Annotated in this window: 25 protein-coding genes; 13 read left to right on the plus strand and 12 right to left on the minus strand. The window is 61.6% G+C overall.

What is annotated here, in order from left to right:
• Positions 1-26 precede the first annotated feature (26 nt).
• Together AC1DOG_RS18275 and AC1DOG_RS18280 are read left to right on the plus strand one after the other, a co-directional pair.
• Complete coding sequence (locus tag AC1DOG_RS18275) at positions 27-968, plus strand: AraC family transcriptional regulator (RefSeq protein ID WP_477930002.1); 942 nt, start codon at positions 27-29, stop codon at positions 966-968.
• Between the two features lie 9 nt (positions 969-977).
• Positions 978-1199, plus strand: coding sequence for a hypothetical protein (locus AC1DOG_RS18280; RefSeq protein ID WP_477930004.1), 222 nt, complete (start codon positions 978-980; stop codon positions 1197-1199).
• Between the two features lie 75 nt (positions 1200-1274).
• Here AC1DOG_RS18280 and AC1DOG_RS18285 read toward each other — a convergent pair whose 3' ends face one another.
• From AC1DOG_RS18285 to coxB, 7 genes are all read right to left on the minus strand, one after another.
• Positions 1275-2063, minus strand: a complete 789-nt coding sequence (locus tag AC1DOG_RS18285; protein ID WP_477930006.1) for a glycosyltransferase family 2 protein — start codon at positions 2061-2063, stop codon at positions 1275-1277.
• Positions 2064-2412: 349 nt separating this feature from the next.
• Positions 2413-3291 carry a cytochrome c oxidase subunit 3 gene (locus AC1DOG_RS18290; protein WP_112945801.1) on the minus strand — a complete coding sequence of 293 codons (879 nt, stop codon included), beginning with the start codon at positions 3289-3291 and terminating at the stop codon, positions 2413-2415.
• A gap of 57 nt (positions 3292-3348) precedes the next feature.
• Positions 3349-3954, minus strand: coding sequence for a cytochrome c oxidase assembly protein (locus AC1DOG_RS18295; protein WP_113200609.1), 606 nt, complete (start codon positions 3952-3954; stop codon positions 3349-3351).
• A gap of 9 nt (positions 3955-3963) precedes the next feature.
• Positions 3964-4092: a hypothetical protein gene (locus tag AC1DOG_RS18300; protein ID WP_280636991.1), complete on the minus strand. Its 129-nt coding sequence runs from the start codon at positions 4090-4092 to the stop codon at positions 3964-3966.
• On the minus strand, positions 4089-5045 hold the full coding sequence (locus AC1DOG_RS18305; RefSeq protein WP_047507921.1) for a heme o synthase: 957 nt from the start codon (positions 5043-5045) through the stop codon (positions 4089-4091). Before AC1DOG_RS18305 ends, AC1DOG_RS18300 begins: the two co-directional genes overlap by 4 nt.
• Before the next feature lie 71 nt (positions 5046-5116).
• Positions 5117-6817, minus strand: coding sequence for a cytochrome c oxidase subunit I (gene ctaD / locus AC1DOG_RS18310; RefSeq protein WP_477930008.1), 1701 nt, complete (start codon positions 6815-6817; stop codon positions 5117-5119).
• 17 nt (positions 6818-6834) lie between these two features.
• A complete protein-coding gene (coxB, locus tag AC1DOG_RS18315; protein ID WP_477930010.1) occupies positions 6835-7728 on the minus strand; it encodes a cytochrome c oxidase subunit II in 894 nt (297 codons plus the stop codon).
• Positions 7729-8065: 337 nt separating this feature from the next.
• Between coxB and AC1DOG_RS18320 the strand changes: the two genes are divergently transcribed.
• The 3 genes from AC1DOG_RS18320 (at position 8066) to AC1DOG_RS18330 (ending at position 10736) form a co-directional block, all read left to right on the plus strand.
• Entirely contained in the window at positions 8066-8671 is a 606-nt protein-coding gene (locus AC1DOG_RS18320; protein ID WP_018902035.1) for an invasion associated locus B family protein, read from the plus strand.
• Between the two features lie 137 nt (positions 8672-8808).
• On the plus strand, positions 8809-10224 hold the full coding sequence (gene tldD, locus AC1DOG_RS18325) for a metalloprotease TldD (RefSeq protein ID WP_111561897.1): 1416 nt from the start codon (positions 8809-8811) through the stop codon (positions 10222-10224).
• Between the two features lie 14 nt (positions 10225-10238).
• The gene (locus AC1DOG_RS18330) at positions 10239-10736 is read left to right on the plus strand and encodes a GNAT family N-acetyltransferase (protein WP_477930013.1); all 498 of its coding nucleotides are present in this window, start codon (positions 10239-10241) and stop codon (positions 10734-10736) included.
• Positions 10737-10739: 3 nt separating this feature from the next.
• Here the strand turns inward: AC1DOG_RS18330 and AC1DOG_RS18335 are convergent, their stop codons facing one another.
• Both AC1DOG_RS18335 and AC1DOG_RS18340 read right to left on the minus strand, forming a co-directional pair.
• Positions 10740-11051: a nucleoside triphosphate pyrophosphohydrolase family protein gene (locus AC1DOG_RS18335; RefSeq protein WP_018902038.1), complete on the minus strand. Its 312-nt coding sequence runs from the start codon at positions 11049-11051 to the stop codon at positions 10740-10742.
• Positions 11052-11121: 70 nt separating this feature from the next.
• Entirely contained in the window at positions 11122-12447 is a 1326-nt protein-coding gene (locus tag AC1DOG_RS18340; protein WP_113008749.1) for a D-alanyl-D-alanine carboxypeptidase, read from the minus strand.
• Positions 12448-12693: 246 nt separating this feature from the next.
• On the opposite strand from AC1DOG_RS18340, the gene AC1DOG_RS18345 reads away from it, so the two are divergent.
• Positions 12694-13743 (plus strand): polysaccharide deacetylase family protein, encoded by a 1050-nt coding sequence (locus tag AC1DOG_RS18345; RefSeq protein ID WP_477930015.1) that lies wholly within the window; start codon positions 12694-12696, stop codon positions 13741-13743.
• Between the two features lie 219 nt (positions 13744-13962).
• Here the strand turns inward: AC1DOG_RS18345 and pdxH are convergent, their stop codons facing one another.
• Positions 13963-14583, minus strand: a complete 621-nt coding sequence (gene pdxH / locus AC1DOG_RS18350) for a pyridoxamine 5'-phosphate oxidase (RefSeq protein WP_477930017.1) — start codon at positions 14581-14583, stop codon at positions 13963-13965.
• A 66-nt stretch (positions 14584-14649) separates the two neighbouring features.
• Between pdxH and AC1DOG_RS18355 the strand changes: the two genes are divergently transcribed.
• The 4 genes from AC1DOG_RS18355 (at position 14650) to AC1DOG_RS18370 (ending at position 18194) form a co-directional block, all read left to right on the plus strand.
• The gene (locus AC1DOG_RS18355) at positions 14650-15108 is read left to right on the plus strand and encodes an RT0821/Lpp0805 family surface protein (protein ID WP_113200602.1); all 459 of its coding nucleotides are present in this window, start codon (positions 14650-14652) and stop codon (positions 15106-15108) included.
• Between the two features lie 257 nt (positions 15109-15365).
• The gene (locus AC1DOG_RS18360) at positions 15366-16583 is read left to right on the plus strand and encodes a DnaJ C-terminal domain-containing protein (RefSeq protein WP_477930019.1); all 1218 of its coding nucleotides are present in this window, start codon (positions 15366-15368) and stop codon (positions 16581-16583) included.
• Between the two features lie 122 nt (positions 16584-16705).
• Entirely contained in the window at positions 16706-17524 is an 819-nt protein-coding gene (gene fabI / locus AC1DOG_RS18365) for an enoyl-ACP reductase FabI (protein WP_026283646.1), read from the plus strand.
• A gap of 79 nt (positions 17525-17603) precedes the next feature.
• Positions 17604-18194, plus strand: a complete 591-nt coding sequence (locus tag AC1DOG_RS18370) for a histidine phosphatase family protein (RefSeq protein WP_018902045.1) — start codon at positions 17604-17606, stop codon at positions 18192-18194.
• A gap of 21 nt (positions 18195-18215) precedes the next feature.
• Here AC1DOG_RS18370 and AC1DOG_RS18375 read toward each other — a convergent pair whose 3' ends face one another.
• Positions 18216-18476: a DUF1344 domain-containing protein gene (locus tag AC1DOG_RS18375; RefSeq protein ID WP_018902046.1), complete on the minus strand. Its 261-nt coding sequence runs from the start codon at positions 18474-18476 to the stop codon at positions 18216-18218.
• 285 nt (positions 18477-18761) lie between these two features.
• On the opposite strand from AC1DOG_RS18375, the gene AC1DOG_RS18380 reads away from it, so the two are divergent.
• The 3 genes from AC1DOG_RS18380 to ribB all read left to right on the plus strand — a co-directional run bounded on the left by AC1DOG_RS18380 (position 18762) and on the right by ribB (position 24272).
• Positions 18762-21893 carry an EAL domain-containing protein gene (locus AC1DOG_RS18380; protein ID WP_477930022.1) on the plus strand — a complete coding sequence of 1044 codons (3132 nt, stop codon included), beginning with the start codon at positions 18762-18764 and terminating at the stop codon, positions 21891-21893.
• 170 nt (positions 21894-22063) lie between these two features.
• The gene (gene aroC / locus AC1DOG_RS18385; protein WP_209189443.1) at positions 22064-23161 is read left to right on the plus strand and encodes a chorismate synthase; all 1098 of its coding nucleotides are present in this window, start codon (positions 22064-22066) and stop codon (positions 23159-23161) included.
• A gap of 10 nt (positions 23162-23171) precedes the next feature.
• Positions 23172-24272 carry a 3,4-dihydroxy-2-butanone-4-phosphate synthase gene (gene ribB, locus AC1DOG_RS18390; RefSeq protein WP_477930024.1) on the plus strand — a complete coding sequence of 367 codons (1101 nt, stop codon included), beginning with the start codon at positions 23172-23174 and terminating at the stop codon, positions 24270-24272.
• A gap of 51 nt (positions 24273-24323) precedes the next feature.
• Here the strand turns inward: ribB and AC1DOG_RS18395 are convergent, their stop codons facing one another.
• Positions 24324-24677, minus strand: a complete 354-nt coding sequence (locus AC1DOG_RS18395; protein WP_081620002.1) for a KTSC domain-containing protein — start codon at positions 24675-24677, stop codon at positions 24324-24326.
• Positions 24678-24777 lie beyond the last annotated feature (100 nt).

The raw sequence follows: 24777 nt of genomic DNA on the forward strand, positions 1-24777 counted from the left end.
TTCGTCCAAACCTGCCGGAGGGCCATATGACCGATCCATTGACCGAGATGCTGCGCGGGCTGCGGCTCGATGGCGTCGAATATGGTCGCTGCCAGCCATCAGCGCCGTGGGCCACGGCTTATCCCGCGCAGGCGGAAGCGCGATTTCACTTCCTGGCGGCGGGCAGCGCCTATCTGCAGGCACCCGATGGCGAGTGGACGGAAATGCGCCCCGGCGACGCCGTGCTTTTGCCGCGCGGCGACGCGCATGTGCTGGCGAGCGAACCGGGAATTTCGCCGACCCCGGTCGACTGCCTGCCGCGCAAGCCGCTCTGCGATGGCATCGTCGACCTGCAATGTCCATGCACCGACAGCAATAACCTCATCTTTTTCGCGGTCATGCGCTTCAATGTCGACAAGCGGCATCCGCTCCTCAACCTGATGCCCGATGTCATGCGCACCAGCGATCTTGCGAAGAGCGAGCCGACGATCCCGCCGCTTCTCGACGCCATGATGCGGGAGGTCGAGATGAACCGCGTGGGCGCCGGCGGCATCCTGTCGCGCCTTGCCGACGTGCTGACGGCCACGATCATCCGCACATGGGTGGAGCATGGCTGCGGCGACGCAAGCGGCTGGCTTGCCGCCGTGCGCAACCCGGAAGTCGGGCGGGTGCTCGCCGCGATCCACCTCGATCCCGCGCACGACTGGAGCGTGAACGAACTGGCCCGCCACATGGGCGCGTCACGCTCCGGCTTTGCCCAGCGCTTCGTCAGCGTCGTCGGCGAAACGCCGGCGCGCTACGTGGCGCGGATGCGCATGCACCAGGCCCATGAATGGCTGCGCGAGGGGCAGCGGGTAGCGACCGTCGCCGAACGGCTCGGCTACGATTCCGAGGCGTCCTTCGGCCGCGCGTTCAAGCGGGTGATCGGCGCTTCGCCGAGCCATTTTCGCGAGAAGCGGAATGGTGCTGTTGCGCCGATTGCCGGCTGAGGTGCTTCCATGAGTCGATTTGACGATACCGAAAACGCCTTGATCGGACGGCTGCGCGCGCTCAAGGCCAAGCCTGACGTGACGATCAACCTGCTGGATGTGATCGACCGGCTGGGTGTTGATGGATATGCGCCCGGGGAGATCAAAGCGGTGTTGCGGGCGCTCGAGCAGGACGGAGCCATTGCCTTTGCGACTGCGAACCGGATTTTGATTCTCAAGGAATTGGCGTAGTTAGGCGTTTATTTGGCGCCGTGACGGAGGGTGATGGGCGGTTCGCAAGTGCGTGATCCGCCTTACCGTCTATTTTCAGAAAAATGCGAGATACCGCTGCTCGGTCAGGGTTTCGACATTCTTCTCGAAATACGGATAGTAGATGAAGTTGTTCAGCCGCTGCGCAACCTGTCGGAAGTCAGGACCCCACTTCTCCGGCTGTGCATCCCACTTCGCAAAGAATAGTCCTCTGCTTTGAACATGGTAGCGCATTGACTGAAGATGGGCTTCATCACGCCGCTGAAAGCCGGTCGCGTCCGGCCTTACGATCGAGGCAGCGTCGGAAATCGGGTTGTGTACTCGCCCATGTTGTATGCCGTCATTGATGGAAGCACGGTCGCCAAGGTAGATTGCGGCACGCAGAAAATAGTCGGCCTCCTGAAACCCGATATTGCAGAAACGCTCGTCCCAGAGGCCGATGCGTGCGATTGCATTCGGCGAATAGCTGACGCAGTTGTCGCCGATGCCATAGGTGACAAGGTCATACCTGGTGTGGAGCTCCAAGCATCGATCAACATAACCGGCTTCGAAAACACAGTCATTCTGGCTCAGGATGAGAAGGTCGGCATCCGGGGATTTGATATCGACAAAGCCGTTTATTATCGCCTGGTTCCAGTTTCGGGAGAGGTGACCTGTCGAGAAATCGGGACGTGTCGCATTACGCAAAACCGTCACAGGGTGCGGTCCGGTATATTCGTCCTTCGAATGGTTTGAAATCACGAAGACTGCTCTGTCGTGATCCGTTGCGGTCGCGAATATGCTTTCGATGGCTTTGTGCAGGAGAGCGTTGTTGTTGTAGGTGACAATGAAGTGCTTGATACGCATGGGTAGCCTCGCCGAACCTGTAGTGATGTGTGACCGTTCCCCCTGGTCGCCGTTGGTCTTTGCCGGCGCGTGTAGTTGGGGCTCCAAAGTGGCCGCGAAACCGCGTGCGCGTCGTATCTTGCCTTTTTTCAGCCAATTCAACGCTACCACCGCTAAGCCGGTTGCCTTGTGTGGAACTGTTGATCTCGCCGTCTCTTGCCGAGGCGTTCGGCAGGAGACGACGCTAACGGAAAAGTCTGCCGCCCCCTCCCCCCGAAAACAAAAAAAATGCGGAGCCATCTCTCGATGGCTCCGCATTTGCATCTGTGGCAGGCCTTGCGGCCGCCTTTTCAATCCAATCCCGCGGCTCTCACCCCGCCGCGAGCGGTGCGCCCCAGCCGCCCCAGACGTAGATCGAGAAGAACAGGAAGAGCCAGACGACGTCGACGAAGTGCCAGTACCAGGCGGCGGCTTCGAAGCCGAAGTGTTGCTTGGGGGTGAAATCGCCACGGAGCGCGCGGATCAGGCAGACGATCAGGAAGATCGTGCCGACGAGCACGTGGAAGCCGTGGAAGCCGGTCGCCATGAAGAAGGTGGCGCCGTAGATCGAGTTCTTGAAGGCAAACGGCGCGTGGGCGTATTCGTAAGCCTGGACGCTGGAGAACAGGACGCCGAGCAGCACCGTCAGCGTCAGGCCCTGGATGAGGCCCTTGCGGTCGTTGTGCAGCAGCGCGTGGTGCGCCCAGGTGACCGTGGTGCCCGAGAGCAGCAGGATGACGGTGTTGTAGATCGGCAGGTGCCAGGGGTCGAGCACCTCGATGCCCTTCGGCGGCCACTGACCGCCGGTGAAGGCCAGACGCGAGGCCTGGATGGCTTCGTGCGGATAGAGGCTGGCGTCGAAATAGGCCCAGAACCAGGCCACGAAGAACATCACCTCCGAGGCGATGAACATGATCATGCCGTAGCGCAGGTGCAGCGAGACGACGCGGGTGTGGGCGCCGTCATGGGCTTCCTTGACGGTATCGGCCCACCAGCCGAACATCACATAGAGCACTACGGCGAGGCCGATGAAGAACAGCCAGGGATGGGCCCATTCGATGCCGAAGATGTGCAGCGAGCCGCCATTGATGTAGCGCATGAAGCCGACGCCGCCAAAGGCCATGATGAAGGCGCCGATCGAGGCCAGAAGCGGCCACGGGCTCGGATCTATGATGTGATAATCGTGATGTTTCTGATGCGCTTCGGCCATTTGGACTCCCCCGGACCTATCCTCTCCGCTCCGGCTTAGCCGGAAACGAACCCAGTATCAAAGTTTCTTTTCAAGCGTTTGCGTTCCATCCTCGCGCGAAGCCACCGGCTTCGGTCCTTCCTTCGGATAGAACGTGTAAGACAAGGTGACCGTGTGGATATCCTTGGATTCCACGGCCTTGACGATATCGGCGTCGATGTAGAAGACGACAGGCATCTCCAGCTTCTCGCCCGGCTTGAGCTCGGTCTCGTTGAAGCAGAAGCACTGCACCTTGTTGAAATAGACACCCGCCTCGCCCGGCGTGACGTTGAACACGGCCTGGCCGCGCTGCGGCTTGTCTGACTTGTTGACGGCGGTGAAATTCACCTGGATCGTTTCCCCGATGCGCGGATTGACCTCGCGCTCCACCGGCTTGAACTCCCAATCCAGCCCCGGCGCGACATTGGCGTCGAAGGTGACGCGCATCTTGCGGTCGAGGATGACAGTCGAGGCCTGCTCGACGCGCTGCGTCGTGCCGTTATAGCCGGTCAGCTGACAGAACATGCGATAGAGCGGCACGGCGGCATAGCTTGCCGCGCCCATGCCGAAGACGAAGGCAAGGCACATGAAAACGACGGCGCCATTGTTGCGCGGCTTTCTCGGCGTGCTTTGCGCTTCGCTCATCTCATGCCCTCAAGTGAATTTCACGATGGTTATGGCGTAGAAAATGACGACAAGAGCGGCCAGCACGAGGCCGAGCGCAACGTTGCGGTTGCGGCGGGACTTGCGCTGGGCGTCGGTGAGCTTGACGGTCTCGATCAAAGGCCGGCTCCCCAATGCGTCATCAGGAACGACGCCAGGCGGTCAAACATCAGCGCCGAGAAGATGGCGAAGAGGTAGAAGATCGAATAGGCGAAGAGCTTCTTGGCCGGCACCATCTTCTCGTCGCCATCGGGCATGCGCCAGCAGATGACGGACCAGTAGACGAAGACGGCGCTGAGCAGGCCGGCGACGACGCCATAGCCGGTGCTGGCAAAGCCGAGGAAGGTCGGCGCGACGGCGCTGAACGCAGTCAGCACGGCATAGACGACGATCTGGTTCTTGGTGGTGCGCTCGCCCGAGACATTGGGCAGCATCGGCACGCCGACGGATTGATAATCGCGCATCTTGAACAGCGCCAGCGCCCAGAAATGAGCAGGCGTCCAGAGGAAGATGATGAGGAAGAGGACCGTGCTTTCGATGGTGACGCTATCGGTCACGCAGGCCCAGCCGATCATCGGGGGGAAAGCGCCGGCCGCACCGCCGATGACGATGTTTTGCGGCGTCGAGCGCTTCAGCCACATCGTGTAGACGACGGCGTAGAAGAAGATGGTGAAGGCGAGGATCGAGGCTGCGAGCCAATTGACGGCGAGCCCGAGGATCGACACGGAAAAGCAGGAGAGCACGAGGCCGAAGGCGAGCGCCTCGTTGGGCGCGATACGGCCGGCCGGGATCGGGCGCTTGGCGGTGCGGGTCATCACCGCATCGATATCGGCGTCATACCACATGTTGAGCGCGCCGGATGCGCCAGCGCCAACAGCAATGCAGAGCACCGCGATGATGCCGATGATCGGGTTGATGTGGCCGGGCGCCACGATCAGGCCGGCGAATGCGGTGAAGACCACAAGCGACATGACGCGCGGCTTGAGAAGCTCGAAGTAATCGCGTGCGCTGGCTTCCGACATGCGAAATTCGCTGTCGTCTCCTAGGCTGCTGCGATCGTCGATGACTGTCATTGGTATTGTCCTGAAAACTGAACGGTGACCGCCGCGCTCCTCCGGCGGCGGTCACGATGTCTCGCATCCATTTACTTGATGCGCGGGAGCTGTTCCCATTGGTGATAAGGGGGTGGCGAGGAAAGCTGCCACTCGAGGGTCGTAGCACCCTCACCCCACGGATTGTCTCCGGCGACGCGCTTCTTGGCGAAGGCTTCGAATACGCCGAAGAGGAAGATCAGAACGCCGAAGGCCGAAATGTAGGAGCCGATCGAGGACACGTAGTTCCAGCCGGCGAAGGCATCCGGATAGTCGATATAACGGCGCGGCATGCCGGCGAGGCCGAGGAAGTGCTGCGGGAAGAACACCAGGTTGACGCCGATGAACATGACCCAGAAGTGCAGCTTGCCGATGAGCTCGTTGTACATGTAGCCGGTCATCTTCGGGAACCAGTAGTACCAGCCGGCGAAGATGGCGAAGACGGCGCCGAGCGACAGAACGTAGTGGAAGTGCGCCACGACGTAATAGGTGTCGTGCAGCGAACGGTCGAGACCGGCGTTTGCCAGCTGCACGCCGGTGACGCCACCGACCGTGAACAGGAAGATGAAGCCGATCGCCCAGACCATCGGCGTCGAGAAGGTGATCGAGCCACCCCACATCGTCGCGATCCAGGAGAAGATCTTCACGCCCGTCGGAACGGCGATGACCATCGTTGCGAAGACGAAGTAGCGCTGCGCGTCGAGCGACAGACCGACCGTGTACATGTGGTGGGCCCAGACGACGAAGCCGACGGCGCCGATCGCGACCATGGCGTAGGCCATGCCGAGATAGCCGAAGATCGGCTTCTTGGAGAAGGTCGAGATGATGTGGCTCACAATGCCGAAGCCGGGCAGGATCAGGATGTAGACTTCAGGGTGACCGAAGAACCAGAACAGGTGCTGGTAAAGGATCGGGTCGCCGCCGCCCTCGGGCACGAAGAAGGAGGTGCCGAAGTTGCGGTCGGTCAGCATCATGGTGATGGCGCCGGCGAGAACCGGGAGCGACAGCAGCAGCAGGAAGGCGGTGATCAGAACCGACCAGGCAAAGAGCGGCATCTTGTGCAGCGTCATGCCCGGAGCGCGCATGTTCAGGATCGTGGTGATGAAGTTGATGGCACCCAAGATCGACGACGCGCCGGCGATGTGGAGCGCGAAGATCGCGAGATCGACCGCGGGACCCGGCGTACCAGTGCTGGAAAGCGGCGGATACATGGTCCAGCCGCCGCCGGCACCATAAGCGCCAGCCGGGCCTTCGACGAACATCGACATGATGAGCAGGATGAAGGCCGGAACGATGAGCCAGAAGGAGATGTTGTTCAGGCGCGGGAAGGCCATGTCAGGCGCGCCGATCATGATCGGCACCATCCAGTTGGCGAAACCGCCGATCATCGCCGGCATGACCATGAAGAAGATCATGATCAGCGCGTGCGCTGTGGTGAACATGTTGAACATCTGCTTGGCGCCGTCGATGGCGGCATCGCCCTCGTATCCGTAGACCATGGCGGCAAGGCCATGGAAGATCTGGATGCCGGGCTCCTGCAGCTCCATGCGCATGGCAACGGAGAGCGCACCGCCGACGATGCCCGCCATGATCGCGAAGATCAGGTACAGCGTGCCGATGTCCTTATGGTTGGTCGAAAAGAGCCAGCGATTGACGAAGCTCGGCTTGTGCGAGTGGTCGTGGTGGTCATCGTCATGGGCGTGCGCGCCATGATCGTGATCATGCGAATGATCGTGTGCGGAAGGTCCAGCCATGTCCCGTTCCTTTTCCTTTACTGAGCGACGTTTTCGGCGACATCGAGGGTCTTTGCGGGACCATCGGTTTCAGCCATGAGGTTCTTGTAAGCACCGGGCAGGTCGGAGGCGGCGGACGCCATCCACTGCTTGTACTTGTCCTCGGAAACGACGCGAATTGCGATCGGCATGAACGCATGGTCCTTGCCGCAGAGTTCGGAACACTGGCCATAGAACAGGCCCTCGCGCTCGGCGCGGAACCAGGTTTCGTTCAGGCGGCCGGGCACGGCATCGATCTTGACGCCGAAGGACGGCATCGCGAAGGCGTGAATGACGTCGGTCGGGGCCGCGGTCACGAGAACACGCACCGTCTTGTTGACCGGCAGCACGAGTTCGTTGTCAACGGCGAGAAGGCGCGGATACTTGGCCTTGTCTTCCTTGCCGGCGGCGGCGCGATCCTGATCCTTCAGCAGATAGCTGTCGAAGGCGAGCGGATTGTCGCCCGAGCCCTCGTATTCATAATTCCACTGCCACTGCGTCGCGGTCGCCTTGATGGTGACATCAGGGTTTTCCGGAAGCGTCAGCTGCGCGGTCAAAAGATTGAACGACGGAACCGCCAGGAAGAGCAGCACCAGGACCGGTCCCACGGTCCAGGCGATCTCGATGGCCGTGTTATGGCTTGTCTTGGAGGGCACCGGGTTCGCACTGGCCCGGAAGCGAAGACAGACGACGATAAGAAGAGCGAGCACGAAGAGTGTCACGGGAACAATAAACCACAGCGTATATTGTTCGAACCAGTGAATATCGCGCATGATCGGTGTCGCGGCGGGCTGCAAAGTGGCCTGCCACGGCATCGGTTGGTCGGCATAACTGCCGGAAGCAGAAAGCAGACAGACCATCGCGGTCATGCCTGCATAGGCCTTCTTAATCACGTTTCATCTCCCTCGAGCGCTGACCCGCGTGCACTGCACGCAGAATCCTTGCCATCCTCATGCGCTTCAAACCACAGTTTAACACTTGCCGCAACAATCCAAAGCATTTGGCCGTGCGGCATTTTCGCCCCGATGATCCCTCCTCCGGGCGCATCGAAACATGCCATGATTTTCCTTATGATACGGAAAATGTTGGCTTGAGCCAGCCACCCTTCCCAAGAATAATCAAGAAACGTCCCATTTCCGCCGTAGTCCCCGGCTTTTCAGCGGGTGGGGCTTTTCATTTTGGACGGCCCGCCCCAACTTAGCGGCACTGATTCGAACTGCAGAGGTTTTCATGGGTTTCCGTTCCCTAGTGCGGCCGTTCGTGCTGTCGGCTTGTGTTACCGCCGCGGCGATCGCTCCGGCTTTCGCGCAGACGCCGGCGCCGACACCAGCTCCGGCCGCGCCAGCACAGCCCGCCCCCGGCGCCCCTGCCGCGCAGGCGACACCAGGACAGACGCAACCGCAGGCGCCCGGCACCGTCCGCTCCAATCACGGCGCGTGGTCCGTGGTCTGCGACAAGCCGGCCGGCGCTTCGGCCGAGCAATGCGCGCTGATGCAGAACGTGATTGCCGAGGACCGCCCGGAAGTGGGCCTCTCGGTGGTCGTGCTGAAGACCGCCGACCGCAAGTCGAAGATTCTGCGCGTGCTCGCACCGCTCGGCGTGCTTTTGCCCAACGGTCTCGGCCTTAATGTCGACGGCAAGGATATCGGCCGCGCCTACTTCGTTCGCTGCTTCGCCGACGGCTGCTATGCCGAAGTCGTGCTCGAGGACGAACTGCTCAAGACCTTCCGCAGCGGCGCCAGCGCCACCTTCATCGTCTTCCAGACGCCTGAAGAGGGTATCGGCATTCCTGTCGACCTGAAGGGCTTCGCCGAAGGCTACGACGCGCTTCCCTGATAACAGGGGCCTGACAAGGGCTCCTGAGCTCCGCGTCTGATCGCTTTTGCGATCCTTACGAATTCGACACTTGCTCGAACCGTCCCCGGGACCTACATCGGCAGGAAGCATTTCCTGCCGCAGCGGAGCATAATGACATGAATACCGATCTCCTGACGCTTTTCGACGCCGACGAAGCGAAGATGCGTTCGCTTGTCGCCGAGGCCCTTTCCGGCGCCGACGACGGGGAGCTCTACATCGAGCACGCGCAGGCCGAATCGCTGATGTTCGACAATGGCCGGCTCAAGGGCGGCAGCTTCAACACCGAGCAGGGTTTTGGCCTGCGCGCGGTGGCCGGTGAAGCGGTCGGTTACGCGCATGCGGGCGATCTATCGGTTTCGGCGCTGAAGCGGGCTGCCGACGCAGTGAGCGCAGTGACGCGCGGCTATACCGGCAGCTATGCCGCGGCCCCGCAGGGCACCAACAAGAAGCTCTATAGCGACGAAAACCCGATCGGCTCGCCGACCTTCGAGGAGAAAGTGAAGGTTCTGCAGGACATCGACGCCTATCTCCGCGGGAAGGACGACAAGGTCAGGCAGGTGACGGCTTCGGTCGCCGCCAGTTGGCAGGTGGTCGATATTCTGCGCGCCGACGGTCACCGGGTCCGCGATATCCGCCCGATGACGCGCATCAACATCTCCGTCATGGTCGGCCAGGGCGACCGCCAGGAAAGCGGCTCCTATGGTAGCGGCGGACGCATCGGCTTCGGCGATTTCATCGCCGAGGGCAACTGGCAGTATGGCGCCGATGAAGCGCTGCGCCAGGCGCTGGTCAATCTCGAGGCGATCGATGCACCTGCGGGCACGATGGACGTGGTGCTCTCCTCCGGCTGGCCAGGCGTGATGCTGCACGAGGCTGTCGGCCACGGGCTGGAAGGCGATTTCAACCGCAAGAAGACGTCGGCCTTCGCCGGCCTGCTCGGCCAGATGGTCGCCGCCCCCGGCGTTACCGTGGTCGACGACGGCACGATCGACAGCCGTCGCGGCTCGATCACCATCGACGACGAAGGCACGCCTTCGGGCTACAACGTGCTGATCGAAAACGGCAAGCTGGTGGGCTACATGCAGGATCGGCAGAACGCCCGGCTGATGGGCATGAAACCGACAGGCAACGGCCGCCGGCAGGGCTACGCGCATGTGCCGATGCCGCGTATGACCAACACCTACATGCTGGGTGGCGACAAGACGCCGGAAGAAATCATCTCGTCGGTGAAGAAGGGCATCTATGCCGTCTCCTTCGGCGGCGGCCAGGTCGACATCACCTCCGGCAAGTTCGTGTTCGGCTGCACCGAGGCCTATCTGATCGAGAACGGAAAGATCGGCCCGGCCGTCAAGGGCGCCATGCTGATCGGCAACGGTCCGGATGCGATGCAGCGGATCTCCATGGTCGGCAATGACATGAAGCTCGACACCGGCATCGGCAATTGCGGCAAGGCCGGCCAGTGGGTTCCCGTCGGCGTCGGCCAGCCGCATCTGAGGATGGACCAGGTGACGGTGGGCGGCACGCAGGCGTAAGACGGCGCTGCCCGATGAGCGATATCAGCATTCGCCCCTTCACGCCGTCAGACAAGGACGGCGTGATCTCGACCATCCTTCCGATCCAGAGCGAGGAGTTCGGGATCGCGATCACCGCCGCCGATCAGCCGGATCTGGCCGCCATTCCCGATTTCTACCAGTCGGGCAAGGGCCAGTTCTGGGTGGCGACGTCGGGTGACACCGTGGTCGGTACGATCGGGCTGAAGGATATCGGCAACGACCGGGCGGCACTTCGCAAGATGTTCGTGGCGGCGGATTTTCGTGGCCGCGAACGTGGGGTTGCCACGGCGCTTCTTGCGGCGCTGGTGCGGCACGCAGAGGCGCAGGGGCTTGCCGATATCTATCTCGGCACAACGGACAAGTTTCTCGCGGCGCATCGCTTCTACGAGAAGAACGGCTTCGTCGAAGTCGAGAAGAGCACGCTGCCGCCAAGCTTCCCCATCATGGCCGTCGACAGCAAGTTCTACAGGCTGAGCCTCAGCGCCGCCTGAGGTTTAGAGAGCTTCATCCAGCGAAAACAGCCACTTGCGCTTGATCGCGGCCGCGAGATCGAGATCGTTTTGGTGCGCGAAAAGCAGGATGTGGCCGAGCACGTCGGCGGCCTCGTCTTCGAGGTCGCGGGCCATGTCTTCGCCGGAACGGCCCTTGGGGCGCCCTCGCCCGCTGACGCGGTTCCAAGCCTGGGTCAGTTCGCCCATCTCTTCCTGGAGCTTCAGCAGAAACCAGTCGGCATCGCGGGTGATGCCGTTTTCTCCGGCATAGGCACTCGAGGCCCGCTCGAACTTCAGGGCAAGATCATCCAGCATCATGTTCTCCTTTCGTTTACGTAGGAGAACCCTGATTCAGCAGCAATGTCCAATCGGAATGGCTGGCGGATCAGCCGCGGTCGCCGAGTAGCATGCAGTCGTAGGAGCGCTTCTTCAGCGCGTCGCAGGCTGAAGTCGCTGCGTCGCGGCTTTCGAAGCCGACGAAGCGGGCGCGGTAGACCTTGTTGGCGCCCTTGCCGACGGCTTCCGTATAGGGGTTGGCCGACTTCAGCGCGGCGCCGCCTTCGGACTTGGCCTGGGCGAGAAGCGCGCGGGCGGCTTCGTCGCTCGGGGCAGCCGAGATCTGGATCGACCAGTCGCCGGTCGAGGCGACGGACGCGAGTGGCTTTGCAGAGCCGATTTTTGCCGACGGCGTTACGGCGTCGAGCGCCGAGGGACGCTCCTGCGGAACGGTGTCGCTCAGATAGCCGAGCGCCTTCGGTGCAAGTTCGCTGCGGGCGATTTCGGGTGCTGCGACCGGGGCGACATCCTCGACACGCGGTGCGGATGCGGGAACCGGCAGGTCGCTGGCGTCGGCCGCGGAGGCGACTTCGACAGGCTCTCGCGAATTGACGCTTGCGACCAGACGGGCGCCACCCGAAGAGGATGCGCGGCCCATGGCCTTGTCGAGCAGGGCCGCCATCTTGTCGTCGCGGCTGCGGGCGGTGCGGCCACCGAGGACCACGCCGACGACACGGCGGTTGCCATCCTTGACGGCGCTGACGAGGTTGAAGCCCGAAGCGTTGGTATAGCCGGTCTTGATGCCGTCCATGCCCTGGTAGCGGTACATCAGGTTGTTGTGGCCACGAATCTGGCGGCCGCGGAAATTGAAGCTCGCGGTCGAGAACAGGCGATATTCGCGCGGATAATTCTTCATCAAGGCGACGGCGAGCGTCGACATATCGCGGGCGGTGGTGATCTGGCGGCCATCCGGCAGGCCCGACGCGTTGACGAAGGTGGTGCGGCTCATGCCAAGCTGGCGCGCCTTCTGCGTCATCAGCCTGGCGAAATTGCTTTCAGAGCCGCCGAGCTTTTCGCCCATGGCGGCAGCGGCGTCGTTGGCCGACTTTGTGATCATGCCGAGGATCGCGTCGCGCACGGTGATCGACGTTCCTGCCTTGGCGCCGAGCTTGGTCGGCGGGCGGGAGGCCGCGTATTTCGACATGACGATTGGGGTATCCCAGTTCATCTTGCCGCGATTAATGGCCTCAAAGGCCATGTAGATCGTCATCATCTTCGTAAGAGACGCGGGATGATTGAGGACATCGGCGTTTTCCGACGACAGAACCTTGCCGGTTCTCGCATCGAGGATGAGCGAAGCGCTGCCAGCCATAGCCGACAACGGCGCCGCAACGACCAACGTCGCGGTTATAATCGCGGCCAACAGCTTTCTCATGCACTTCCCCTCGATGAACAGCCGACCCTCGTCGCCCGAATTTTGTCCCGTTCTTAGACAGATGGACGCAATATGGCGCGACTTTGCGGCAACGTGGACCATTTTTGTCAAATTTTACCCTTTATGGTGAAAAAACCGTAAAACACGCCCTGCAATATTAGAATTCAGGCAAAGTCGGCATTCAGCAAGGCTTAACCTCGCGTTTGCTAGGGTCGCCCTCCTCACGACCCCGCAAACGGAGCGGAGATGATGAACGCCAGAATGCTGGCAAAGCGGATCGCGATAACTGGCGGGCTGGAGGTGGCCAACCTCCTGCGCTCGGTCGGGCTGATGCGCGGCGCACGCGGTATGGGCGCGATCTTCACGCTGCATCACGTTCGCCCCCACGAGCCCTCCGTCTTTTCGCCGAATGCGCATCTGGAGATCACACCGGACTTTCTCGACGCGGTGCTGACGCGGCTGAAGAGCGATGGCTACCGATTCGTGTCGCTTGCTGATGTTCCCGATGCGCTCGCCGAGCCCAAGTCATCACAGCCCTTCGCGGCCTTTACGCTCGACGACGGCTATCGCAACAATCTCGTCTACGCCATGCCCGTCTTCGAGCGGCATGAGGCGCCGTTCACGATCTTCGTGGCCAAGGGGCTGGTGGAGCGGACGCATACGATCTGGTGGGAGACGCTGACGGCGCTCTTGCGGCGCGAGGACAGGCTGCGCTTCGACTTCGGCGATGGCACCGAGACGATCGACACCGCGACGCCCGCTGACAAGCACCGCGCCTTTGCCCGCTTCGCACGCTATATTCATGCGCATGAGGAGACGTCTGCCGTAGAGGCCGTGGATGCGCTGGCGCGGTCGCACGGGATCGACCCCACCGAGATCGTCGACGATCTGGTGATGGGCGCCCCGGAGCTCAACCTCATGGACGCCAGCCCGCTCGCCTCGCTCGGCGCCCACACCGTCAGCCACCGTGCCGTCGCGCGGCTCTCCGACGCCGAGGTTCGCGATGAGATGACGCACTCCCAGGATTATGTCGAGGTCATCAGCGGCCACCGGCCTGATGCGTTTGCCTATCCATATGGAACGCGCGAGGCGGTGACGCAGCAGCAGGCGGCGATCGCCAGCGATCTCGGCTTTTCTCTGGCGGTGACGACGCAGCCCGGCGTGATCGGCCGGCAATCGCTTGAGCGCTCCACCTATCTGCCGCGCCTATCGATCAACGGGCTCTATCAGAAGCCGCGCTATGTCTCCGGCCTTGCTTCGGGAATTCCGTTGAAGCTGATGGGCAATCGCGGCTGAGGGCTGCCCCTCGACGCCAGATTATCCACCGATCACTTTCTTTTGAGGCGGCGTGCCATTTGCAGGTGACGCCAGCGCCTCGGGGGCACGATCTTTTCAACCTAGGATGAAAATTCGCGCGAGGAGCGCCGTGACTGCGCGGCGCTCCGTTTCGATGTCAGCAGCAACGGCCTCGTGGCGCCCTTGCACGGGCGATCGCAGACGCCACCGAGGCGATGCTTACGGATACATCCGCACCTTGTCCCAGCCGCCCTCGGGCGTGCCACGGCGGAACTCGATGCGGTCGTGGAGCCGGAACTTCTGGTCTTTCCAGAACTCGATCGAGGTCGGCTTAATGCGGAAGCCGGACCAGTGCTGCGGGCGCGGGATCTCACCGATGGCATAGCGCGCGGTGTATTCGGCGACGGCTTTCTCCAGCGCGAAGCGGCTTTCGAGCGGGCGCGACTGCTTGGACGCCCAGGCGCCGATGCGGCTGCCGCGGGCGCGGGTCTTGTAATAGGCGTCGGCCTCTTCGTCGCTCACCACTTCAACCGGGCCGCGCAGCCGAACCTGACGCCGCAGCGTCTTCCAGTGGAAGCACATGGCCGCTTTTTTCTGGCCGAGGATTTCGCGGCCTTTCTGACTTTCGAAATTCGTGTAGAACACAAATCCGTCTTGATCGAATCCCTTAAGGAGAACCATGCGGACATTGGGAAGGCCGTCTTCATCGACCGTCGCAAGCGCCACCGCATTCGGGTCATTGATCTCGGAAGCTTCGGCTTCCTTCAGCCAATCCGCAAAGAGCTGGAACGGCTCGTTTTGCTCGGTGAAGTCACTGGTTGTTAACTCATTTTCCGACATATTAGCTCAAATGCCCCGGGTTTATTCGATAATTGCCCAGCCCAAAACCACTGGACAGGACACAGGGTGGAAGTCATAGCAAAGTCAGTTCGTCATACAAAGGGCCTCATGCGCCAATGCGCGGCCATCTGCGTTGTCGGAACGGCAGTGCTTACTCTCTCGGGCTGCGTGGCCGGCGGGCTTGATATGTTCAGCAGCAACAAGGTCGACCGTTCGGTTGCCACAGGCACGGTGCCGCAGCCGGCGCCGACGAGCGACAGCATCTCGGACGAAATGACCGTGGGTAATGCCGTCACCTCGGCCGACATAAACGGCCTGCAGGGACGGCCCCTCCCCTGGGCGAACGCTTCCACCGGCAGCGCCGGCGTGATCGACACGATCGTCGAAAACAACGACACCGGCCAGGTCTGCCGTCAGTTCAAGACGACGCGCCACTCCTATGTCGGTATCTCGAAATTCTACGGCAAGACCTGCCTCGTCGGCGGCGGCAACTGGCAGCTTCTGAGCTTCCAGCCAGAGAGCTGAGCGGCCTTTTCAGGCAGTCGTTAACGGCGGCGCTCGGCTTCGTTTCCAGATTTAGCAAAAGATAACCATTCCGCATGAAACCGTGGCGTGTCCTGACGCCAAATAAGGACTGATTAGCAAGTTTGCGGGACTGTGGTTCGCATATGTGCGCAGATTTTCTGCACGCGAAGCGAACTTCGGCGCACCAAATGAGTTTAATCGGGGCTGCGGAGTGCCGGACAGGGCACCTCGCATTTGGACACCGGGCGGTTTGGAACATGCGCGATCCTTATAAGATATTGGGCGTCAGGCGCGATGCGGGGCAGGACGAGATCAAGGCAGCTTGGCGCAACTTGGCCAAGGTGGTGCACCCTGACCATAATCAGGGCGACCCGCTGGCCGGTGCGCGCTTCGCCGAGATCGGCCGTGCCTACGACACGCTGAAGGACCCGAAGAAGCGCAGTCTTTTCGACAGCGCGGCGCGGGCAGCCGAAGCCAAGCAGAATGAGAAGCAGAACGAAAACACCATCATGGCGCAGCGCCAGGCGGCGCGCGAAGCCGCGATCCGCGCCAAGCAGGCGCAGGAGAATGCCGAGCGGGTGATGGAAGAGCTGGCACGGGCTGCAGCACAGAAGGCGGCCGCCAAGCAGCCGCAGCCGCAACAACAGCAGCAGGCAGGTGCTGCCGAGCCCGCGGAAGAGATGATCGAGCGGATCTTCGGCAACCAGGCGCGCACGGCGAGCGGTGGCGGACGGACGCGCGGCTTTGCTTCCAGCCGGGCCAAGCGGCCGGAGCCCGAGAGCGCCGAGGCCGACAAGCAAACAGATAAGACTACCGAGAGCGCCAAGGCCGGCGACTTCGGCAAGACAGTAGACGACGAGCACGGCGCGGACGAGACAGGGGCGGCGAGCGCTGCCGTCCTGCAGCCGCTCAGCCTCCTCACCTCATTCGTACGCCGCTTTACCGGCGGCGCGGCCCCCGCGCCCGAGAAGGCGCCGGATCAGCTGGCAATCGCGACAGTGACCATCGAGGACATCTTGAAGGGCGCCTGGGTGAACGTTGATCTCGGCGATGGCCGCGATGCCGGCTTCGCGCTGACGCCGGGGACCACCGAGGGCCACACGGTGCGCCTCAAGGGCCAGGGTCACAAGCTGACGGGCATGCAGCGCGGCGACGCGGTCGTCAACATTCATATCGCCCCGCATGCCGACTTCACCGTCGACGGGTTCGACCTGCACACAGTGCTTCCCGTCACCATCGAAAACGCCGTGCTCGGCACCGACGCACGCATCGACGGACCGAACGGACCACTGACGGTGACCGTGCCGGCATGGTCGGGATCGGACAAATCAATCCGCTTCGAAGGTCAGGGATTGCCCAAATCGGACGGCGGAAAGGGCGATCTGGTGGTCGAACTGCGCATTATCCTGTGGGAAAAGCCCGACGATAAGGTCACGGATTTGATGAGAATTATGAAGAACGGCCTGTTTTTGTGAATTTTGGGTGACATTAGCACCCTTTGTTACGTTCCCTAACAGTTGATGATTGCTAGCAATCTTGAACCGGCTGGCCGGCTATGCCATAGGCAGGATCGATCAATTTACCTAAGGGGCGAAACATGGCTCAGGCACAAGGCCTCATGTCAGGCAAGCGCGGCGTCATCATGGGCGTTGCCAACAATCGTTCGATTGCGTGGGGCATTGCCAAAGCTATTCATGCACAGGGCGGCGAGGTTGCCTTTACTTATCAGGGCGATGCGCTGAAAAAGCGGGTCGAGCCGCTGGCAGCTGAACTCGGTGGCATTCTTGCTGGACACTGTGATGTCAGCGATGAAGCATCGATCGACGAGGTTTTCGACAACATCGAGAAGACCTGGGGCAAGATCGACTTCATCGTGCATGCGATCGGCTTTTCGGACAAGGACGAGCTCACCGGCCGTTACGTCGACACCTCGGCGGACAACTTCGCCAAGACGATGCAGATCTCCGTCTATTCCTTCACCTCGGTCGCACGCCGCGCCGAGAAGCTGATGACGGATGGCGGCTCGATGCTGACGCTGACCTATTACGGCGCCGAAAAGGTCATGCCGAACTATAACGTCATGGGCGTTGCCAAGGCAGCTCTTGAAGCCAGCGTGAAGTATCTGGCGGTCGATCTCGGACCGAAGAACATCCGCGTCAACGCGATCTCGGCCGGCCCGATCAAGACGCTTGCAGCGTCGGGCATTGGCGACTTCCGCTACATTCTCAAGTGGAACGAATACAACGCGCCGCTGCGCCGCACCGTCACCATCGAAGAAGTCGGCGATGTCGGCCTCTACATGCTTTCGGACCTGTCGCGCTCCGTCACCGGCGAAGTGCATCACGCCGACAGCGGTTATCATGTTATCGGCATGAAGGCTGTGGACGCGCCGGATATTTCCGTCATAAAAGACTGATCGTACTCTCTTATGAGTCATGCTCGCGGCCCCTCCTCGCGGAAGCGATCAGGGGCCGTTTGCAATATGGAGCCGATCATTGCTTATCTACGTCATTCGTCACGGCCAGACAGACTGGAACGCGGAACGTCGCCTGCAGGGGCAAAAGGATATTCCGCTCAATGCCATCGGTCGTGAGCAGGCGCGCCAGAACGGCATCAACCTCGCGGAAATCCTGAAAGTCGAAGGCATCGAATTCGATTTCATCGCGAGCCCGCTTGGGCGCACGCGGGCGACGATGGAGATAGCCCGCGAAGCAATGAACCTCCCGCCCAAGGACTACCGCACCGACGAGCGCCTGGTCGAAGTGTCGTTCGGTGACTGGGAAGGCTTTACGGTCAAGGAACTGAAGGCGACAGCCAAGGACCGGATCGTCGAGCGCAATCTGAACAAGTGGGATTTCATTCCGCCGGGTGCCGATGCCGAGAGCTACGAGATCATGTCGTGGCGGGTGGCTTCCTGGCTGAACGAGGTGGACCGGCCGACGGTCTGCGTCACGCATGGCGGCGTCATTCGCAGCCTGTTCAGGACGATTGCCAACGTGCCGAAGGATGAAGCGGCCGAGGGCGAGATTCCGCAGGATCGGATTCTCAAGATCGAGACCGACACGAAGCAGATCGCCTGGATCTAAGCCTGCTTCGCGCCAGCCGAATTACTGTACGATATCGAGATCGTTGATGACGCGCTTTCCGTCGACTTCCGTGTAGAAGACGATGACCTTCACGCCTGCCTTCAAGCCTTCGAAATTGAATTCTTCCGACGCCTGATAGGTCTTGCCGTCATCGAGCGTGAGGCTGAGATTGCTCATGTCGATGTTCTTGATCGTCGCTTCCACGTCCGCGCTCTCGGCAAAGCCGCTGATCGGCGACAGAAAACTCGCTGTGGCCAAAAGTGTAGCAACTACGAAGCGCATAACGGCATTCCTTCGAAAACACGACTCAAACATCCAATTGTGCATAGATAGCCTCCCGAATATGGCGAAATTTGCCCTGAACCGTGACCATTCCCGCCCAATTGATGAAGCGCATTTTAACAACAATCAAGAGGGTTTGTTAATATAGCCATACACTTAAAACGTGTTCCCAATACTACCTGTAAGAAATCGTAAATTAACACCCGCTACTTACAGTCATAGGGAAACGGGGAGACTGGGGTTTTGCTATTCCGCAGGAAACATAACGAGGCAACGCGGAGTTCTTTGCGGAATACCCATATCTCGTTTCTGGTTTCCTGCCTGGTCGCTGTCGTCGTCATCATCGTCGGTTTCAGCCTGGATCGCGCCAATACGGCGACTAATCTTCGCGAATTGACGATCCGCACGGAAAACGAGACCAGCCTTATTCGCGCGCGCGTGACCGCCCAGATCAACATGGACATCACTATCGTGCGCGACCTCTCCAACATGGTCGCGATCAGCTCGAAGGTGAATGCCGAGGAGATGGAGCGGCAGATCAACTGGCTGCTGATACAGAACCCGCATTTCGTGCATATCGCCGTTGCCCCCGATTTCATCGTGCAGTCGGTATTTCCGGCGACGGAGGGCAAGGATCGGCTTGGTCACGACGTGCGCGAATTCCTGATGGATCGCCAGTCGGTGGCGCGCACCACCGGCAACCAGCAGGCGCGGTTCTATGGCCCGATCCGGACGCTCGACGGCAAGGACACTTTCGCGATCTTCTTTCCCGTCTTCGTCAAGGAGAACGGCCAGCGGCGGGTCTGGGGCGCGGTTGAGGCAGTCATTGACGCCGACATGTTCTACGAGAATACCGGCCTGAAGCCGGCGCGCGACAGCGAGAACCGCGAGAAATATCCACATCTCGACCACCTCTCCATCGCGCTGCGCGATCTCGGAACCACGGGTGCCGCGGTCTCGCCGTTCTTCGGCTCGCCGGAGGTGCTGGGACAGCGGCCGCTGACGCGCAAGATCACATTCGCGGGCGGGCGCTGGGAGATCGCGGCGGCGCCAAAGACCGGCTGGACCGCCCCTCCAGAGAATCAGCAGACGTTGCGGTTCATCATCTTGGCCGCCGCCTGCCTCACCATCATTCCCGTGTTCTTCGCGACCCTTCTGCTTGGCGAGCGCAACAAGAATATCAGGCAGCTGGAAAAGCGCGAGGAGACGCTGCTGGAGCTGTCGCAGCGGCTCAACCTGGCGCTGGAAACTTCCAACATCGGCATCTGGGAATTGAGGAATGGTGGCCAGAGCCTGTTTTGGGATGGGCGCGCCGCCGCACTTCACGGCAAGCAAGCGATCGAGGGCAGCTACTCGCTCGACGACTGGCTGGAAACGATCGTTCCCGACGATCGCCGGGTGGCGAAGATCCACCTCTTGAAGGATGGCCGATCCGGCTCTTCCTACACGACGCAATACCGGATCGAGCTTTCGGACGGCAGCACGCGCTATCTGCGCTCGGTGGGCTCGGTCTATCACGACGCAGCCGGCACCATCCGCACGATCGGCATCGTCTGGGATGTGACCGCCGATGCGGTTGCCGCCGAGACGCTGCGTCGCGCGAAAGACAGCAGCGACATCAAGAACGCCGAGCTGGAACTTGCGCTCGACGAACTCTCGCATCGCGAGGCCGAACTCGCCGAGCTCTCCGGCAAGCTCGATCTGGCGCTCGATTCCTACCAGTGCGGCATCTGGGAGGCCACGCTCGGCAAGGCCGGCTCCTTCTGGGACGACCGGATGCACGAGCTCTACGGGCTGGAGCCCCGCGCCGGCTTCATGAACGAGGAGACGTGGCTCTCCTGCGTGCTCGAGGAAGACCGTCCATTGGCGATCGAAAGCGCGCGGTACTTCAAGAAGGTCGGCGATACCCATACCGTCGTCTGTCGCGTGCCGACTGAGGACGGGACGATGCGCTATGTGCGCTCGACCGGAAAGGTGCATGCGACATCGAACGGCCAGCTGAAGATCATCGGCGTTGCCTTCGACATCACCGAAGACGCGCTCATGACGGCGGAGCTGAAGGCGGCGAAGGACGAGGCGATCGGCAAGAACATCGAGCTCGAACTCGCCAACAACCGCATCGAGCACAATTCGCTGCACGATCCGCTGACGGGGCTCGCCAACCGCCGCAAGCTCGACAAGGCGCTGGAGCAGCTGACCGAGGCCGGCCAGCACGCCAGGCAAAAGTTCGCGATCCTGCACATCGACCTCGACCGCTTCAAGGAGATCAACGACACGCTGGGCCACGCGGCGGGCGACGCCATGCTGGTGCATGCCTCCCGCGTGCTCTCGCGCAGCATTCGGCCGAGCGACATCGTGGCGCGCATCGGCGGCGACGAATTCGTCATCCTGGCGCTCAATGCCAATGACGCAGAGATGTCGGCGCTCTCGGGCCGGATCGTCGAGGAGATGCGCCAGCCGATCGACTTCCAGGGGTTTGCCTGCCGCTGCGGGGTGTCGATCGGGATTGCGCTGGCAAGCGGGATGCGCGTCGATGCCCGCAAGGTGCTGATCAACGCCGACATCGCGCTCTACCGCGCCAAGAGCCAGGGCCGCAATCGGTTCCAGTTCTTCAATCACAATCTGCAGGCCGACATCATCAACAACAAGCGGCTGGCCGACGAGATCCTCTCGGGCATCGAGAACGGCGAGTTCACCACCTGGTACCAGCCGCAGTTCAGCGCCCGCACCATGCAGCTGACCGGCGTCGAGGCGCTGGTGCGCTGGCAGCATCCGTCCCGCGGTCTGCTGACGCCTGACAAGTTCCTGAAGATCGCGGAAGAGATCAACGTCGTGCAGACGCTCGACCGCATCGTTCTCGAAACCGCGCTGAAGGACAAGATGCGGTGGGCGGCGCTTGGCGTTTCCGTTCCCAAGGTCTCGGTCAACGTATCTGCCCGGCGCCTGCATGACGATGCGCTGGCCGATTCGCTGCGCATGCTGCAGATCCGGCCGGGCGAGATCTCGTTCGAGCTGGTGGAATCGATCTTCCTCGACGAGAGCGAGGACGTCGCCGCCGAGAACCTCGATAAGATCAAGGCGCTCGGGATCGATATCGAGATCGACGATTTCGGCACGGGGCACACCTCAATCGTCAGCCTTCTGAAGCTGAAGCCGAAGCGGCTGAAGATTGACCGGCAGCTGGTGCAGCCGATCATCACCTCTGCGCAGGAACGCGCGCTGGTGCGCTCGATCATCGACATCGCCCGCTCGCTCGGCGTCGAGACCGTGGCCGAGGGCGTCGAGACCGTCGCGCATGCCAGCCTGCTTCTCGAACTCGGCTGCGACCTGCTGCAGGGCTACGCCTTCTCGCGCCCCCTCTCCTTCGACGATTTCACCGAAGCGGCCACCCATACGGCGTGGCGCATCGCTTCGTAGTATGGCATTGCGCGGTTGTTCTCGGATTTGAGGAAACACCGTTTCCCAATGGAGACGGTTTGGCGCAAAGAAAGCCTTTTGCCCTCTCGGCTTTTGGCCTATGAGTGTCGCGCCTTTTTAAAGAATGGCGCGGCCCGGGGACGCCCGGCGGCGCGATCCGGTCGGAGCATATGTCACACAATACATTCGGTCACCTCTTCCGCGTAACCACCTGGGGCGAAAGCCACGGACCGGCGCTTGGCTGCGTCGTCGACGGCTGCCCTCCCGGCCTGCGTTTCAAGCTTGCAGACCTTCAGGTGTGGCTCGACAAGCGCAAGCCCGGCCAGTCGCGCTTCGTGACGCAGCGCCGCGAGGATGACCTCGTCAAGGTGCTCTCCGGCGTGATGTTCGATGCCGACGGCGAGACGATGATCTCGACCGGCACGCCGATTTCGATGCTGATCGAGAATACCGACCAGCGCTCCAAGGATTACGGCGAGATCGCCCGCCAGTACCGGCCGGGCCATGCCGACTACACCTATGATCTGAAATACGGGATTCGCGACTATCGCGGCGGCGGGCGTTCGTCTGCGCGCGAGACAGCGGCACGCGTTGCGGCCGGCGGCATCGCGCGGCTGGTCGTTCCCGGCGTTCGCGTGCGCGGCGCGCTGGTGCAGATCGGCAAACACAAGATCAACCGCGACAATTGGGATTGGGACCAGGTCGACCAGAACCCGTTCTTCGCGCCGGATCCCGAGATCGTGCCCGTCTGGGAAGAGTATCTCGACGGTATCCGCAAGAAGGGCTCGTCGATCGGCGCCGTGGTCGAGGTGGTCGCCGACGGCGTTCCGGCCGGTTTGGGCGCGCCGATCTACGGCAAGCTCGACCAGGACATCGCGTCGCTTCTGATGTCGATCAACGCCGTCAAGGGCGTCGAGATCGGCAACGGCTTCGAGGCGGCCGAAATCACCGGTGAAGAAAACGCCGACGAAATGCGCATGGGCAATGACGGCCAGCCGATTTTCCTGTCCAATCATGCCGGCGGCATTCTTGGCGGCATTTCGACCGGTCAGCCTGTCATTGCCCGCTTCGCGATCAAGCCGACCTCGTCGATCCTGACCGAGCGCCAGTCGATCGATGCCGACGGCAAGAATGTCGATATCCGCACCAAGGGTCGCCACGACCCCTGCGTCGGCATCCGCGCCGTGCCGATCGGCGAAGCGATGATCGCCTGCGCTATCGCCGACCACTACCTTCGAGACCGCGGCCAGACCGGCCGGCTGAAATAGGAACGTTCCCATGCCTTACGATCAGAAGCGCGTCGTAGACGCTATCCGGGCCTTCGAGGCCGGCGAAATCGTTGTCGTCGTCGATGACGACGGCCGCGAGAACGAAGGCGATCTTATCGTTGCCGCTGTTCACTGTACGCCGGAAAAGATGGCCTTCATCGTGCGCCATACCTCGGGCATCGTCTGCACGCCGATGCCGAAGGAAGAAGCCAAGCGCCTCGGCCTCAACGCCATGGTCGCGGAGAACGATAGCGCGCATACGACGGCCTTCACCGTCACCGTCGATTTCAAGCACGGCACGACCACGGGCATTTCCGCCGACGACCGCACGCTGACGGTGCGCAACCTCGCCAACCCGAATGTCGGCGCCTCCGACTTCGTGCGTCCCGGCCACATCTTCCCGCTGGTCGCCCGCGAGGGTGGCGTGCTGATGCGCTCGGGCCATACCGAGGCCGCCGTCGATCTCTGCAAGCTCGCCGGCCTGCCGCCGATCGGCGTGATCTGCGAGTTGGTCAACGACACCGGCAGCGTGATGCGCGGCCCGCAGGTATCGAGCTTTGCCGAAGAGCACGGCCTGAAACTGGTCTCCGTCGCCGACCTCATCGCCTATCGCCAGCGCAAGGAAACGCTGATCCAGCTGCAGGCGAGCTTCGATGTCGAGACGCCGTTCGGCAAGGCCAAGGCGCACAGCTACTCCCTGCCCTGGGATCCGATGCAGCATCTCGCCGTCGTCTTCGGCGATATCCGCGATGGCATCGACATTCCGGTGCGCCTGCACACGGAAAGCGTGGTGGATGACCTGTTCGGCAAGCGCTCCGTCGATCACTACATGAAGAAGATCGCCGAGAAGGGTCGCGGCGTCATCGTCTATCTGCGCGAAGGTTCTGTTGGCGTCGGTCACCAGGACAATGGCCGCAAGGCGCTGGGCCAGGGCCGCGAAGCCCATGCGGAAGCGCAGAACCGTGAAAGCGAATGGCTGGAAATCGGTCTCGGCGCGCAGATCCTGAAGGATCTTGGCGTCAGCTCGATCAAGCTCTTGACCCGCAGCGAGCGCCACTATGTCGGCCTCGAAGGCTTCGGCATCAAGATCGCGGAAACAGAGATCTGCTGAGCCTGATAATATCGTCAGCCGGCGGGTAAGGCCCGCCGGTTTGAACCGTCATCAGGCGGCGATGCGCTTGAAGCGGGTCCGGACGTTCTGCATGTAATATTTGCCTGGCGATTCAGACGTCACCATGGCGATGACATGGGCTTCGGCCACGCCTTCGAACATGCGTTCCTCGCCATTGTTCAGGCAGACACGCAATCTGCCGTCTTCCTGGCTGAAATAGACCGCATCGATCAGGGCGGACTTGACGGTAACGGGCTTCATCCGCGCACGCTGTTCGCTCAACGAAACGATCGAACCTGTCGCCGCGGCGCGGGCGTCGCGACGGTTACGCATCAGTGCTCTGACCCTGCGGGCGAGGCTGTTCCATGCCGTCCATGCGGCGTATCTGATCGCTCGTGTTTTCATGCTCCAATCGTAGGCGAACGGTCCTTAAGAAGTTCGCGAAGAAGCATGGTAAACCCCCGTCAAGATTAACAGGCGGTAATCATCTAAAATACGAACTATC

This window comes from Rhizobium sp. 01N48 (genome assembly GCF_056399145.1).

Coding starts and splice junctions, on each gene's coding strand:
- AC1DOG_RS18275 (WP_477930002.1), top strand. CDS start 27: ATGACCGATCCATTGACCGAGATGCTGCGCGGGCTGCGGCTCGATGGC.
- AC1DOG_RS18280 (WP_477930004.1), top strand. CDS start 978: ATGAGTCGATTTGACGATACCGAAAACGCCTTGATCGGACGGCTGCGC.
- AC1DOG_RS18285 (WP_477930006.1), bottom strand. CDS start 2,063: ATGCGTATCAAGCACTTCATTGTCACCTACAACAACAACGCTCTCCTG.
- AC1DOG_RS18290 (WP_112945801.1), bottom strand. CDS start 3,291: ATGGCCGAAGCGCATCAGAAACATCACGATTATCACATCATAGATCCG.
- AC1DOG_RS18295 (WP_113200609.1), bottom strand. CDS start 3,954: ATGAGCGAAGCGCAAAGCACGCCGAGAAAGCCGCGCAACAATGGCGCC.
- AC1DOG_RS18305 (WP_047507921.1), bottom strand. CDS start 5,045: ATGACAGTCATCGACGATCGCAGCAGCCTAGGAGACGACAGCGAATTT.
- ctaD (WP_477930008.1), bottom strand. CDS start 6,817: ATGGCTGGACCTTCCGCACACGATCATTCGCATGATCACGATCATGGC.
- AC1DOG_RS18320 (WP_018902035.1), top strand. CDS start 8,066: ATGGGTTTCCGTTCCCTAGTGCGGCCGTTCGTGCTGTCGGCTTGTGTT.
- tldD (WP_111561897.1), top strand. CDS start 8,809: ATGAATACCGATCTCCTGACGCTTTTCGACGCCGACGAAGCGAAGATG.
- AC1DOG_RS18330 (WP_477930013.1), top strand. CDS start 10,239: ATGAGCGATATCAGCATTCGCCCCTTCACGCCGTCAGACAAGGACGGC.
- AC1DOG_RS18335 (WP_018902038.1), bottom strand. CDS start 11,051: ATGCTGGATGATCTTGCCCTGAAGTTCGAGCGGGCCTCGAGTGCCTAT.
- AC1DOG_RS18340 (WP_113008749.1), bottom strand. CDS start 12,447: ATGAGAAAGCTGTTGGCCGCGATTATAACCGCGACGTTGGTCGTTGCG.
- AC1DOG_RS18345 (WP_477930015.1), top strand. CDS start 12,694: ATGATGAACGCCAGAATGCTGGCAAAGCGGATCGCGATAACTGGCGGG.
- pdxH (WP_477930017.1), bottom strand. CDS start 14,583: ATGTCGGAAAATGAGTTAACAACCAGTGACTTCACCGAGCAAAACGAG.
- AC1DOG_RS18360 (WP_477930019.1), top strand. CDS start 15,366: ATGCGCGATCCTTATAAGATATTGGGCGTCAGGCGCGATGCGGGGCAG.
- fabI (WP_026283646.1), top strand. CDS start 16,706: ATGGCTCAGGCACAAGGCCTCATGTCAGGCAAGCGCGGCGTCATCATG.
- AC1DOG_RS18375 (WP_018902046.1), bottom strand. CDS start 18,476: ATGCGCTTCGTAGTTGCTACACTTTTGGCCACAGCGAGTTTTCTGTCG.
- aroC (WP_209189443.1), top strand. CDS start 22,064: ATGTCACACAATACATTCGGTCACCTCTTCCGCGTAACCACCTGGGGC.
- ribB (WP_477930024.1), top strand. CDS start 23,172: ATGCCTTACGATCAGAAGCGCGTCGTAGACGCTATCCGGGCCTTCGAG.
- AC1DOG_RS18395 (WP_081620002.1), bottom strand. CDS start 24,677: ATGAAAACACGAGCGATCAGATACGCCGCATGGACGGCATGGAACAGC.